The organism is Citrobacter sp. Igbk 17 (genome assembly GCF_028069775.1).
Classification (GTDB): domain Bacteria; phylum Pseudomonadota; class Gammaproteobacteria; order Enterobacterales; family Enterobacteriaceae; genus Citrobacter.
Map to the genome: position 1 here is coordinate 68374 of NZ_JANEWI010000015.1, position 13028 is coordinate 81401.

Annotated in this window: 9 protein-coding genes; 6 read left to right on the plus strand and 3 right to left on the minus strand. The window is 51.5% G+C overall.

What is annotated here, in order from left to right:
• Window positions 1-279: 279 nt before the first annotated feature.
• Window positions 280-339: a type I toxin-antitoxin system Ibs family toxin gene (locus NNO08_RS11135; protein WP_109017525.1), complete on the plus strand. Its 60-nt coding sequence runs from the start codon at window positions 280-282 to the stop codon at window positions 337-339.
• A gap of 98 nt (window positions 340-437) precedes the next feature.
• On the opposite strand, the gene yegD is transcribed toward NNO08_RS11135, so the two are convergent.
• Entirely contained in the window at window positions 438-1790 is a 1353-nt protein-coding gene (gene yegD, locus NNO08_RS11140; RefSeq protein WP_271456726.1) for a molecular chaperone, read from the minus strand.
• Between the two features lie 136 nt (window positions 1791-1926).
• On the opposite strand from yegD, the gene alkA reads away from it, so the two are divergent.
• The gene (alkA, locus tag NNO08_RS11145; protein WP_271456727.1) at window positions 1927-2796 is read left to right on the plus strand and encodes a DNA-3-methyladenine glycosylase 2; all 870 of its coding nucleotides are present in this window, start codon (window positions 1927-1929) and stop codon (window positions 2794-2796) included.
• Here alkA and NNO08_RS11150 read toward each other — a convergent pair.
• Window positions 2764-6093 (minus strand): diguanylate cyclase, encoded by a 3330-nt coding sequence (locus NNO08_RS11150; protein ID WP_271456743.1) that lies wholly within the window; start codon window positions 6091-6093, stop codon window positions 2764-2766. The two genes, alkA and NNO08_RS11150, sit on opposite strands and share 33 nt — an antisense overlap.
• A gap of 315 nt (window positions 6094-6408) precedes the next feature.
• On the opposite strand from NNO08_RS11150, the gene udk reads away from it, so the two are divergent.
• The 3 genes from udk to asmA all read left to right on the plus strand — a co-directional run bounded on the left by udk (window position 6409) and on the right by asmA (window position 9603).
• On the plus strand, window positions 6409-7050 hold the full coding sequence (gene udk / locus NNO08_RS11155) for a uridine kinase (protein ID WP_005128328.1): 642 nt from the start codon (window positions 6409-6411) through the stop codon (window positions 7048-7050).
• Window positions 7051-7141: 91 nt separating this feature from the next.
• Window positions 7142-7723, plus strand: a complete 582-nt coding sequence (gene dcd / locus NNO08_RS11160) for a dCTP deaminase (RefSeq protein WP_003036774.1) — start codon at window positions 7142-7144, stop codon at window positions 7721-7723.
• 26 nt (window positions 7724-7749) lie between these two features.
• On the plus strand, window positions 7750-9603 hold the full coding sequence (gene asmA, locus NNO08_RS11165; RefSeq protein WP_271456728.1) for an outer membrane assembly protein AsmA: 1854 nt from the start codon (window positions 7750-7752) through the stop codon (window positions 9601-9603).
• 43 nt (window positions 9604-9646) lie between these two features.
• Here asmA and NNO08_RS11170 read toward each other — a convergent pair whose 3' ends face one another.
• Window positions 9647-11230 carry a TerC family protein gene (locus NNO08_RS11170; RefSeq protein WP_271454627.1) on the minus strand — a complete coding sequence of 528 codons (1584 nt, stop codon included), beginning with the start codon at window positions 11228-11230 and terminating at the stop codon, window positions 9647-9649.
• A 656-nt stretch (window positions 11231-11886) separates the two neighbouring features.
• Between NNO08_RS11170 and NNO08_RS11175 the strand changes: the two genes are divergently transcribed.
• Window positions 11887-13026 (plus strand): polysaccharide export protein, encoded by a 1140-nt coding sequence (locus tag NNO08_RS11175; RefSeq protein ID WP_271456729.1) that lies wholly within the window; start codon window positions 11887-11889, stop codon window positions 13024-13026.
• The last annotated feature ends 2 nt before the right edge of the window (window positions 13027-13028 follow it).

The following is a 13028-nucleotide window of genomic DNA, read 5'->3' on the forward strand; positions in this document are numbered from 1 at the left end:
TGTTATGAGTTTCTCATCCTGAAACGTTTCGCGGAATGATACTAGTTTAGCCAGTGAACAAGGGAGAAAAATGGAGGAATTATGAAACACTGTCGGGATTCGTCTGAATGACGGCGCGGCTTTGCGAGGCATTACGCAACAATCAGCAGCGAAAATCGCCAATGCGAAATAGTGTGTCAGAGTGTGGTCAAGGCAATAAGGAAGTAAGCCAGAGATTTCAGCGGGACGCTGGAACGGGAAAACCCCTCCCGAGGAAGGGGCCAAAAAAAGGAAAGGGTTATGATGAAGCAGGTCATCATACTGGTGATACTCTTAGTCATTAGCTTACCGGCTTACTAAGACACCAGGGGGAGGGTAAACCTCCCTAACCCTCACTCCTGAAAGTAATCCACAGTAACGATGATGTCAATACGTACGCTTTTCAGCCTGCGAGCGACTTAGCGGAAAACCACTTCCGCCCAGCGAGCCAGCCCTGCGGTGACAGAGCCAAAGTCATCGCCACCGGCGATAGGGATCCCCGGAAGCTGTTCAGCAAGGGCTTTTTTGATCAGCGGTGAACGGGCGCTACCGCCGGTCAGATAAATGACATCCGGTTTTTCCTGCGCGTTATCCAGCGCTAACTGAACCTGCTCAAGAATACGAGCCAGCGGTTGATTTAACGCCGCTTCCAGTCCTTGCTGGCTGATAGCGGTGGCCAGCGCATCGCTGATAAATGGCAGTGCCGCGGTAACGTTTGTCTGGTCAGAAAGCGCAATTTTGCTCTCTTCTGCGCTGCGTACCAGGCGATAACTCAGGCGTTCACGCCAGACTTTAAGCAGCAGCGCCACTTTGTCTGCTTCACGTGCATCGCGGATCAGATCGTTGAGTAAACGTCCGTTGGCGGTGCTGTAGAAATCACTTTGTGCCGGAACATCGTTGATCGCGACCGCGTTCCACCAGGGTAAAATCGGCAATGCGATGCCTTTTTCCGTTTCGCCGCCCATACCCAGCAGTGGCATCAGATGTTTAAAGGCTAACGCAATATCCAGATCGTTACCGCCCACGCGGCAACCGCTGTGTCCCAGCAGGCTGTTTTCGCGATCGGCGCGCTGATGCCATTGCGGTCCCATTAGCAGTAGCGAACAGTCAGTGGTACCACCGCCGATATCCACCACCAATACGCGTTTTTCTTCCTGCAAGGTTGCTTCAAAATCCAGACCCGCGGCTACCGGTTCGTACTGAAAAACAACATCCTGAAAACCAGCACGCTTTGCCGCACGCGCAAGGATACCCTGCGCCTGGGCGTTGGCATCATCACCGCCTAACCCCTGGAAGTTGATCGGGCGACCGATAACGGCCTGGGTGATTGCTTCCGGTAGCTGGTTTTGCGCCTGATTGCGAATATGCAGCATCATCGCGCAGACCAAATCCTCAAATAGCGCAACCTGCTGCGGCTTCAGGCCGCTGGCACCCAGGAATGATTTTGGCGATTTAACAAAGTAAACCTCTTCCGGGTCGTCAATGTATTGCGCCAGTGACGCCAGACCAAACTGCACGCTATTGGCGCTAACATCGATGTCTTCATCGCGGTTAAAACGCATCGCACGACTCAGTAGCGCCTGTGTTTCGGCATCCGTCGTGGGGACATCATGATGGCGATACAACCATTCGCTCACCGCTTCACGCGTAGGCGCACAAAGCATTGAGGGCAGTAGCGTGCTGTTATTTTCCATTTTGAGCAAGTGTGGCTGCCCGTCACGCATTACGGCTACTGAACAGTTTGCCGTACCGTAGTCAAAACCAATAAACACCGTAGAAATCCCCATGCCAGTGAAGAAGGGGCGTGACTTTAGCGAAATGTTGCCGCCCCGACAACTGGAATATGAAAGCAAGGCGTATCGATTGAATACCGTTTATGCTGTAGGTTTAACTAAAAAGGACACCTGAATGTTAACACTGAGCTGGCAGCCGCCTTATGACTGGTCCTGGATGCTAGGGTTTCTTGCCGCCCGTGCGGTGGAGGGTGTCGAAACCGTCGGGGAGTTGTATTACGCCAGGAGCCTGGCAATCGGTGAGTATCGCGGGCTGGTGAGGGTAGTGCCTGACCTGAAGACACACCAGCTTCAGGTCAGGTTAAGTCCAGGTTTACAGCCCGTTGCGCCAGAATGCCTGGCTAAAATTGAGCGGTTGTTCGATCTTGGCTGCTGTCCACAGCATATTGTTAACGCTCTGGGCAGCCTGGGCGCAGCGCGTCCTGGCTTGCGGCTACCCGGCTCTGTCGATGCTTTTGAACAAGGTGTGAGGGCGATATTAGGCCAGTTAGTGAGCGTTGCCATGGCGGCAAAACTGACCGCGAAAGTTGTACGCGCCTACGGTGACAGGCTTGATGACGCGCCTGAGTATGTGTGTTTTCCCACACCACAAGCGCTGGCTGCTGCTGATCCTTTGCACCTGAAAGCCTTAGGGATGCCGCTCAAACGCGCCGAAGCGCTCATTCATCTGGCACGAGCAACGCTTACCGGAAGGCTTGCATCGGTTGCACCAGCCGATATTGAGCAAGGCGTAAAGTACCTACAAACGTTTCCCGGTATAGGGCGCTGGACTGCCAATTATTTCGCGCTACGCGGTTGGCAGGCGAAAGATGTTTTTCTCCCTGACGATTATTTGATTAAACAACGCTTTCCGGGCATGACGCCAGCCCAGATCCGGCGTTATGCCGAGCGCTGGAAGCCGTGGCGCTCCTATGCGTTATTGCATATCTGGTATACGGAAGGGTGGCAGCCGTCAGTTGATAGCGAAGTTGCTGGTATTGAGTAGCAGATCCAACGGCTGAGCATCAGCAATGATGTCGCCGTAGATCATATCGATACCGATACCAGAAAGTGCGTCCATAATCAGCGGCATTTGCACGGGGCCGGCGATCGTTTTGATATCCAGACGCTGTGCATGGCCCTGGATAATAGAAACCCACATTTCATCCATCAGGTTGCCGTGAACACTGGCGCTGATATCACTATCGAGTAACAGGTAATCGACGGTGTGAAACTTCAGGTTTTCAAAGATCTCTAAGTCGCGCCCAACCTGGCTTAAAATAATCCGACAACCCGCGTGACGAAGCCGCTGAATGGCCGATAGGCTCAGAGCTGGATGCGATTTCATCACTCCGGCTGGAATGGTCAGGTGTAATAATCGTGGTGGTAGCGGGCTACGTTGCAACTGTTCTAGCAGTTCATCCACAAGTTCGGTACTCAACAGTCCGGCGGCAGAAAGGGGAAGGGCAATACTGAGTCCCTTACTGGCAATCGCCGTCGCTGCATGCTGGAAAAATTCGTTAAAAACCCGGCGGTCAAGCGAATGATTAAGCGCAGGGTCAACAAGTCCGGTACGGAAGATATGCTCTTCGATAACATCACCGTCCTCTGTTCCCAGACGCAGTGAGAGTAGCCAGAAGCTGAATGTCTCAGGAATGCGTGGAGAGGCCACACCCCGGGCGATCATGAGCATCGGGTTGTGCGCAATAATGTGCTTCTGTTCATCAAACGATAGCAGTTCCCGTGAGGTGTGCGTCTGACTTTGCTGAGGCTCATACACGCAGACCCGGCCACGTCCGCTGTTTTTGGCGGCATAGCAGGCGATATCCGCCTGGGACATGACCTCAGTCGCGACATGATTTTTCTCATCGATTAGCGTAATACCCGCACTGGCGCCTATGCGGTGCAGACGGCCGTCCCACATGAACTGATACTCGTTGATGGCGCTGATAATACGGCCAGAGATAAAGCGTGCGCTTTCGATGTTGCAATCTGGCAGCAACAGGCCGAATTCATCGCCACCGAGACGCGCCAGTACATCGCTGGTACGTAGCATGCTGAGCATCAGAGAAGCCAGTTCGCGCAGCAAGGCATCGCCTGCAGCATGGCCCGCGCTATCGTTCACGGCTTTAAACCGATCCAGATCGATAAAGACCAGAACATGACGTTGATGCGTATCGTGTACGGCTTGCAGCAATTGTTTCAGATGGTTTTCAAAGCTGACCCGGTTAGCAAGATGGGTGAGATCATCGTGCGACGCGCTGTAGCTCAGCTGGCGTAACATCTTACGCGACTCGGTGACATCCTGAATGACCAGTACGGAGCCAATGCTGCCGCCGTCAAGGGTACTGAGTGGCGTAATGCTGTACTGAATGTCGTAACTGCTGCCGTTACGGCAATGCAGAACCACCTCCTGCTCTATGGCAGTACGCGACATATCGGCACTGTAGATGTTTTCCATCAACGGGCCGTTATCGCCAAAGGTAATACGCAGCACTGTCAGTAACGGAATACCTATTGCGTCGTCCTGCTGCCAGCCGCTCATCTTCTCGGCAACCGGGTTCATAAAGGTCACGTTCATGTCGACATCAATACAAATCACCGCTTCGCCGATCGAGTCCAGCGTGATGTGCAGGCGCTCTTTTTCCTGGTACAACGCTTCGTTGAGTTGCTTCACTTCGGTCATATCCAAATTGATGCCGAGTAAGCGTTCAACTTCTCCGTCTTTATTCAGTACCCGGTTAGCCAACGAGCGGATGTGTCGCACGCCGTCACGTACTGCAATACGAAATTCGAGCTTAAAGGGAATTCGTGCGGCCAGAGAGTCGCGAATCACATTTTCAGCATGCTCGCGATCTTCTGGTACGACGCACTCGTACCAGACTTGCCAACTGGGTTTGATATGCGGCGGGACTTCATAGAGATCGAACATGCGCTTATCCCAACTGATCACATCGGGTTGCAGTTCCCACTCCCAGATACCGATACCGCCCGCTTCGTTGGCGAGGGTGATGCGCTCCATCAGCCGCTTATTCATCCACTCGGTGTGTTTCAGGTCGTTTATGTCTTCGACCTGAGCAATAAAGTAGAGCGGGGTGTTGTCGCTGTGGCGTACCAGCGAAACGGCCAGCAATGCCCAGACGACTTCGCCTGCGCGCGTGTAATAGCGCTTTTCCATGGAGTAGCTATTGATTTCACCACGGGCCAACATGCCGAGTTGTTCGAGGTCGTTATTCAGATCTTCTGGCCAGGTGAGTTGCTGGAAGGTCAGCGCTCTCAGTTCATCCTGACTGTAGCCAAGAAACTGACACAGCGCCTTGTTTGCCTGTAACCACTGCCCTTCGGTACCGACCAGCGCCATGCCAATCGCGGAATATTCCATTGCATTACGAAAACGCGATTCGCTTTCAGAAATGTGTTTTCGCTCGGCCCGAAATGCGTACATCACCATAGTCATCATGTTGGCTGGCAACAGAATCATCAAAAACGGCAGCCACGGAATACTGGTCATCACATTCGTTTTTGGGGCGTAGAGCAGCGATGGGTTGGCAGCCAGCATCAGAGAGACCATCATGACGGTACTGAGGAAAATTAAAAATGCTTCCATACGCGGCAAACGGACGGCGCTCCACATCAGCAACACAATGACGCAGGTAAACGGCCACGGCACGTACATCATGGAGAGCCAACTGAACGTTAAAGTGATGAGCAGCGTGATGAGGGTCTCAAGCAGTAAACGTGGATCGCGGTGGCGCAGCAGATAATGAGGCTTGAATAACAGACCCAATGGCACCAACGCCAGCGCGCCGATGGATTCGGAAAGCACCCAAATGAGAAACGTATTTAACGAGGTTCCCTCTGGGAGCAGTAGCCACATCAGTACACCACCTAACAGCGGTGGAATGACGGCGCTACCCAACGCCAATCGCGCCCAGTCATTCAGATTCTGTAAGGGATTGTACCAGGGTAGCAGCTTGCGCAACAACATCGCGCCGGCGACCGCTTCAATAATGTTGATGGTCGTATAAGTGTAGTTAAGCGAACCTCCAGGAAAAAACAGCAAAGACGCGCCGATACTGCCGAATGAGCATGCCAGCGCTATCCCAGGCCACATTTTCCCCGCATGGCGGTAAAACGCCACCATCATAATTGAGGTTGGAAACCAAAGCGGTGCCAGTTGAGTACCGAAACGCGACAGTTCCAGCGAGAATAGCGTAAAGATAAATGCTACCAGACCTAAACTGGCCAGGCGCAGCAGAGGATGGGGTAGGGTAACTAAAACATGTTGGAATTGTTTACTCATTACCACTTTACCCAAATAGCCGATGTCGGCCAGCAGAGTTACCAGCCGCATCACGTTTAATCTTCGTTTATGCTAGTACAAATAATTTACAATTTATACGCCAGTTGCTCATAAATTAACACGCTCAAGCCATTAATTCCTAAGGCGGGTGAATAAAACTTGAGCCTGCTTTAAAATTAACCGTTTTAATTTGCGACAGGGAAAGCATTGGTGCAGCCTGGGCTGGCATCGCGCTGCTGAAATCCCTATAATTGCCGCGTTTGGCGTTTCGACGCCGCCCTTCCTTACATCCAGGTTAATCAGGTCGCTAAATTTATGACTGATCAGTCCCATCAGTGCGTCATTATCGGCATTGCCGGCGCATCGGCTTCCGGCAAGAGTCTTATTGCCAGTACTCTTTATCGCGAATTGCGTGAACAAGTCGGTGACGAACATATTGGCGTTATTCCCGAAGACAGCTATTACAAAGATCAAAGCCATCTGTCGATGGAAGAACGCGTAAAAACGAACTACGACCATCCAAATGCGATGGATCACAGTTTGCTGTTTCAGCATCTGCAAACACTTAAACGTGGTTCCGCCATTGAATTGCCCGTTTATAGCTATGTTGAACACACGCGCACACAAGAAACTATTCATATTGAACCCAAGAAAGTCATTATTCTGGAAGGCATTTTGTTGCTGACGGATGCGCGTTTGCGTGATGAAATGAACTTCTCTATTTTTGTTGATACGCCGTTGGATATTTGCCTGATGCGCCGTATCAAGCGGGATGTGAATGAACGTGGTCGTTCAATGGATTCGGTGATGGCGCAATACCAAAAAACCGTACGTCCGATGTTCCTGCAATTTATTGAGCCTTCAAAACAATACGCCGATATCATCGTGCCTCGCGGGGGTAAAAATCGCATTGCTATCGATATTCTGAAGGCGAAAATCAGTCAGTTCTTTGAATAAGTTCAGCGAATTGTGTACCGTTCAGTGATAACCTGGTTCACCCTTAACGCGCCTGGCATTAAGGGGTTGAAGCACGAAAGGAGAAAGTGCCATGCGTTTATGTGACCGAGATATTGAAGCCTGGTTGGATGAAGGTCGTCTGTCGATCAATCCACGTCCTCCTGTCGAGCGTATCAACGGCGCAACGGTAGATGTGCGTCTTGGAAACAAATTTCGTACGTTCCGCGGTCATACGGCGGCGTATATTGATTTGAGCGGGCCGAAGGATGAGGTCAGCGCTGCGCTTGACCGCGTAATGAGTGATGAAATTGTCCTCAAAGACGGTGAAGCGTTTTTCCTGCACCCGGGTGAATTAGCGCTGGCGGTAACGTTCGAATCCGTAACGCTGCCTTCCGACCTTGTTGGCTGGTTAGACGGCCGTTCTTCGCTGGCACGTCTGGGCCTGATGGTACACGTTACGGCACACCGTATTGATCCGGGTTGGTCGGGCTGCATCGTGCTGGAATTTTACAACTCAGGAAAATTACCGTTGGCGCTGCGCCCCGGTATGCCGATTGGTGCACTGAGCTTCGAACCGCTTTCCGGCCCGGCAGCGCGACCTTACAACCGTCGCCAGGATGCGAAGTATCGCGATCAGCAGGGCGCGGTAGCCAGCCGGATCGATAAAGACTGAGTGTTTTTCAGTCCATTGGGGATAGCATGAGACGATTTCTGACGACGCTGATGATTCTTCTGGTCGTGCTGGTGGCCGGTTTCTCTGCGTTAGTATTGTTGGTGAATCCGAACGATTTCCGCGCATACATGGTGAAGCAAGTTGCTGCGCGTAGCGGATATCAACTGCAGTTGGATGGTCCTCTGCGCTGGCACGTATGGCCCCAGTTGAGCATTCTCTCCGGGCGCATGGTGCTAACGGCCGAAGGTGCCAGCGAACCTCTGGTTCGTGCCGACAATATGCGTCTGGACGTCGCCTTGTGGCCGTTGTTGAGCCACCAACTCAGCGTAAAGCAAGTCATGCTCAAAGGCGCGGTGATTCAACTTATACCTGAAACCGAGGCTGTGCGCGGAGTCGATGCCCCTGTTGCGCCAAAAGATAATACACTGCCGGATCTGGCAGAAGATCGTGGATGGTCGTTCGATATCGCTCGCCTGCGCGTGGCTGACAGCGTTCTGGTATTCCAGCATGAAGACGATGAACAGATAACGGTTCGTGATATTCACCTGAATATGGAACAGGATGCCCAGCATCGCGGAACGTTCGATTTCACCGGTCGCGTTAACCGCGACCAGCGCGACCTGACGTTGTCCATCAGCGGTGCTGTCGATGCGTCTGACTATCCGCATGATTTAGTCGCTAACATTGAGCAGCTAAGCTGGCAGTTACAGGGCGCTGACTTGCCGCCGCAGGGGATCCGCGGCCAGGGTCAGCTTCAGGCTCGGTGGCAGGAAGAGAAAAAACAGCTCAACTTTACGCAGATTCACTTAACGGCGAATGACAGTTCACTCGCCGGGCAAGCTCAGGTAACGCTGGCGGAGAAACCTGCATGGGACGTCGATCTGAAATTCGGCCAGCTCAACCTGGATAACCTGATCGTACAGCATGACGCTCTGGCGGCGACAGATACCGGGGCACAGCAGAGTCAGAGCCAGTCTACACTGGCGCGGCCGGTTATTGCCTCGCAGGTTGATGCCGTCTCTTATCAGGGGCTGCAAGGATTTTCCGCCAATATTGCACTACAGGCGGATAAAGTTCTCTGGCGGAAAATGGCATTTGATAATGTTTCTGCAAAAATCGTCAACCAGGCTGGCTTGCTGAATATCAATGAGTTACAGGGGAAAAGTGACGGTGGGTTGATCTCGCTTCCTGGCTCGCTGGATGCCAGAAAAGGCTCTCCACGGGCAGTCTTTCACCCACGGCTGGAAGGCGTAGAAATCGGCACTATCCTGAAAGCCTTTGACTATCCGATTGCCCTTACTGGCAAGCTGTCACTGACTGGCGATTTTTCGGGCTCTGACATTGATGCGCAGGCATTTCGTCACAGCTGGCAAGGACAGGCCAATGTTGAGATGAGCGGCACGCGTATGGAAGGCATGAACTTCCAGCAACTGGTGCAACAGGCGGTTGAACGTAGCGGCGGCAGTGCAAGTTCACAACAGGATTTGGATAATGCGACGCGGCTGGATCGCTTTGTGACCGATCTGACGCTGGATAACGGCAAGGTTACGCTGGATAACATGGAAGGGCAGTCCGCCATGCTGGCGCTTTCGGGTAAGGGCACGTTAGATCTGGTTGAGCAAAATTGTGATACTCAGTTTAACGTACGTGTGCTGGGCGGATGGAATGGGGAAAGCAAATTGATCGATTTCCTCAAAGCGACTCCGGTTCCGCTCAGGGTCTATGGCAAGTGGCAGTCGTTAAACTATAACCTGCAGGTGGACCAACTCTTGCGTAAGCATATGCAGGATGAAGCAAAACGTCGATTGAACGACTGGGCCGATCGCAACAAAGACTCTCGCAACGGCAAAGATGTTAAAAAGCTGCTGGATAAACTCTGATCTCTATTGCCGGATGTCGCTTTAGCGCCATCCGGCATATCGCTTATACCTCGTAATCCATCTCTTCTTCACTGCGCAGTGGTATCAACTGGACTTTCTGCACCCGATGGTTTTCTACTTGCAAGGTTTTCAGCAAATAGTCTCCAACCTGTACTTCCTCTCCGGTTTTCGGGATACGCTGCAGATACTCCATTAACAGCCCGGCAATGGTGTGGTACTCGCGTTTCTCATCTAATGGGATCGGGACATACTGTACCAGGTCTTCCAGCGGCATATGGCCGTTTGCCGTCCACGACCCATCGGCATTTTTCTGAATATCATGACGAGCGTCGATCTCTTCGACTTCATTTGGCAAGTTACCCGCGATGGTTTCCATCACGTCGCTCAGCGTCACGATGCCTTCCACCGAACCAAACTCATCGGCCACAAAAGCGAAGTGCGTACGGGCATTACGGAACTGCTCCAGCGCCGGAAGGAGCGGCAGGGTTTCCGGGAATACCAACGGCTGGCGAAGTAAGACGCGCAAATCGAGTGGTTCGCCACGCAGCGACTGTTGCAGAAGGTCAATCACATGCACCACACCGAGCAGTTCTTCCTGTTCATCTTCTCCGGTTACGACCAGACGCGTATGCTGGTTTTTCTCCAGTAGTGTGCGAATTTCTGCTTCCGGCGCATTGAGATCAATATGCTCGATATCATGGCGTGACGTCATGATGCTACTGACGGTTCGCTGATTGAGGTTCAGTACGCGCTCAACCATCCGCCGTTCCTGTGGTGCAAAAATCTGGCCTTCATGATGATCCGCCAACATGGCGGCAGTTTCGGCATCCAGCTCGGCATCTTCTTTTTGACCACTTATCAGGCGCATCACCGCCTCGGCGGTACGCTGGCGTAACGTGTGGTTAGCCGACAGAAAACGACGACGGTTAAAAATAGCCAGCTGGTTCAGGGCTTCTATCATGACCGAGAAGCCGATAGCCGCGTACAGATAGCCTTTCGGTATGCGAAAACCAAAGCCTTCCGCGACCAGGCTGAAACCAATCATCAGCAGGAAGCTCAGGCACAGGATAACGATAGTTGGGTGGCTGTTAACAAAGCGGGTCAACGATTTACTGGCCAGCATCATCAGGCTGATGGCAATAATCACCGCCGCCATCATGACGGCCAGATGATCAACCATGCCAACCGCGGTGATCACCGAGTCCAGTGAGAAAATGGCATCCAGTACCACTATTTGCGCGACCACGCCCCAAAATTTCGCACCCCGACGTTGGGTGGGATTGTCGCTGTCTTTCCCTTCCAGCCTTTCGTTAAGCTCCATCGTCGCTTTGAACAGCAGGAAGAAGCCGCCAAATAGCATAATCAGGTCGCGGGCACTGAAGCTGAAGTCCCGAATGCTGAACAGAGGTGTGGTCAGCGTCACCAGCCATGATATTGACGCCAACAGTAGCAGGCGCATAACCATCGCCAGTAGTAGCCCGGTAATACGCGCCTTATCCCGCTGGGCTGGAGGGAGTTTCTCCGCGAGGATGGCAATAAAAACAAGATTATCAATGCCAAGAACGAGTTCTATCACGATTAGCGTGACGAGTCCGGCCCAGATTGACGGATCGGCAATCCATTCCATAGTAAATGCTATACCCATAGTTATATGACAATTGTCACAATTCGATCATGGGTAAAATCGACGAAAAATGCAATGGCGAGAAGGGATTTCTCTTCCGTTTATATCAGGATAGGAGGGAGAGAATAGCCTGAAGGTATCTGCACGAAATGGTTTTATTTATCCACTTATATTTAGGAAATATCGCAGACTGGATATTTATATATTAACATTGTCAACATCAATAAAATCCTAAAAATATACACATCTCACGCTTAATATTAATCTTAAAAGGCTACGTTTCAGGACTTGTTATCTTGCCTGCTATTCGGTTAGCTGCAACAATTCTTTCCGTAATAATCAAAAGAGAAATATGTTGCCAGTATCGCACCATGCTATTTCTGATGGGTAGATGCTATGAATATGATGAAAATTGCGAGGATAGTAAAAATATAAATTAATCAGTGCATTGGTAGCTAATGAAGCCAGGGGCGGTAGCGTGCCTGGTCGCCTGATGACAAACCTAAATTATTCTGTCAAGAGACTGCAGATGAATTCATTTTTTTTAGGACTGATGCCAGTTAAATTTCTATTCAATTAGCGGCAAGGTAAATGCAAACAGGCGTAATCGCTATTTAAAACGCACGTGATAATGACTCTGCCAAAGTGATAAATAATCAATGATGAAATCCAAACTTAAATTGATACCAGTATTGGTGTCGGTAATATTGATCAACGGTTGTACCGTGCTTCCGGGCAGCAATATGTCTACCATGGGCAAAGATGTGATTAAGCAACAGGATGCCGATTTTGATATCAACCGGATGGTGAATGTTTATCCGCTTACCCCACGACTGGTTGAACAATTACGTCCGCGACCGAATGTTGCTCAACCTAATATGTCGCTGGATCAGGAGATCTCCGGGTATCAGTACCGGGTCGGACCCGGTGATGTCCTGAATGTCACCGTATGGGATCATCCCGAACTCACCACGCCAGCGGGACAGTATCGTAGCTCAAGCGATACGGGAAACTGGGTACAGCCTGACGGCACGATGTTTTATCCCTACATTGGTAAAGTTAGCGTGGTGGGAAAAACGTTGGCAGAAATTCGTAGTGATATTACCGGGCGCTTAGCGAAGTACATCGCGGACCCGCAGGTGGACGTTAATATCGCCGCATTCCGCTCGCAAAAGGCATATGTCTCCGGGCAGGTGAATAAATCCGGTCAACAGGCCATCACCAACGTACCTCTTACCATCCTTGATGCTATTAATGCCGCAGGCGGCCTCACTGAAGCGGCCGACTGGCGCAACGTTGTGCTGACCCACAAAGGGCAGGAGCAACGAATTTCTCTGCAAGCGCTAATGCAAAATGGCGATCTGAGCCAGAACCGTCTGCTCTATCCTGGCGATATTTTGTTTGTCCCGAGAAATGACGACCTGAAAGTGTTCGTGATGGGCGAAGTGAAAAAACAGAGCACCCTCAAGATGGACTTCAGCGGTATGACACTGACCGAAGCGCTGGGTAATGCGGAGGGCATCGACCTGACCACCTCCAATGCCAGCGGTATCTTTGTTATTCGTCCATTAAAAGGCGAGGGGGGGCGTAACGGCAAGATAGCCAATATCTACCAGCTTGATATGTCCGATGCGACATCGTTGGTGATGGCGACCTCTTTCCGACTCCAGCCTTACGATGTGGTGTATGTCACGACCGCGCCGGTTGCTCGCTGGAACCGTTTGATCAATCAGTTGCTGCCGACCATTAGCGGTGTTCGTTACATGACGGATACGGCCAGCGACCTTCACAACTGGTAATC

What these genes read in the sequence shown, in the direction of transcription:
- alkA (WP_271456727.1), top strand. Translation starts at nt 1,927, where the DNA reads ATGTTAACACTGAGCTGGCAGCCGCCTTATGACTGGTCCTGGATGCTA.
- NNO08_RS11150 (WP_271456743.1), bottom strand. Translation starts at nt 6,093, where the DNA reads ATGAGTAAACAATTCCAACATGTTTTAGTTACCCTACCCCATCCTCTG.
- udk (WP_005128328.1), top strand. Translation starts at nt 6,409, where the DNA reads ATGACTGATCAGTCCCATCAGTGCGTCATTATCGGCATTGCCGGCGCA.
- dcd (WP_003036774.1), top strand. Translation starts at nt 7,142, where the DNA reads ATGCGTTTATGTGACCGAGATATTGAAGCCTGGTTGGATGAAGGTCGT.
- asmA (WP_271456728.1), top strand. Translation starts at nt 7,750, where the DNA reads ATGAGACGATTTCTGACGACGCTGATGATTCTTCTGGTCGTGCTGGTG.
- NNO08_RS11170 (WP_271454627.1), bottom strand. Translation starts at nt 11,230, where the DNA reads ATGGAATGGATTGCCGATCCGTCAATCTGGGCCGGACTCGTCACGCTA.
- NNO08_RS11175 (WP_271456729.1), top strand. Translation starts at nt 11,887, where the DNA reads ATGATGAAATCCAAACTTAAATTGATACCAGTATTGGTGTCGGTAATA.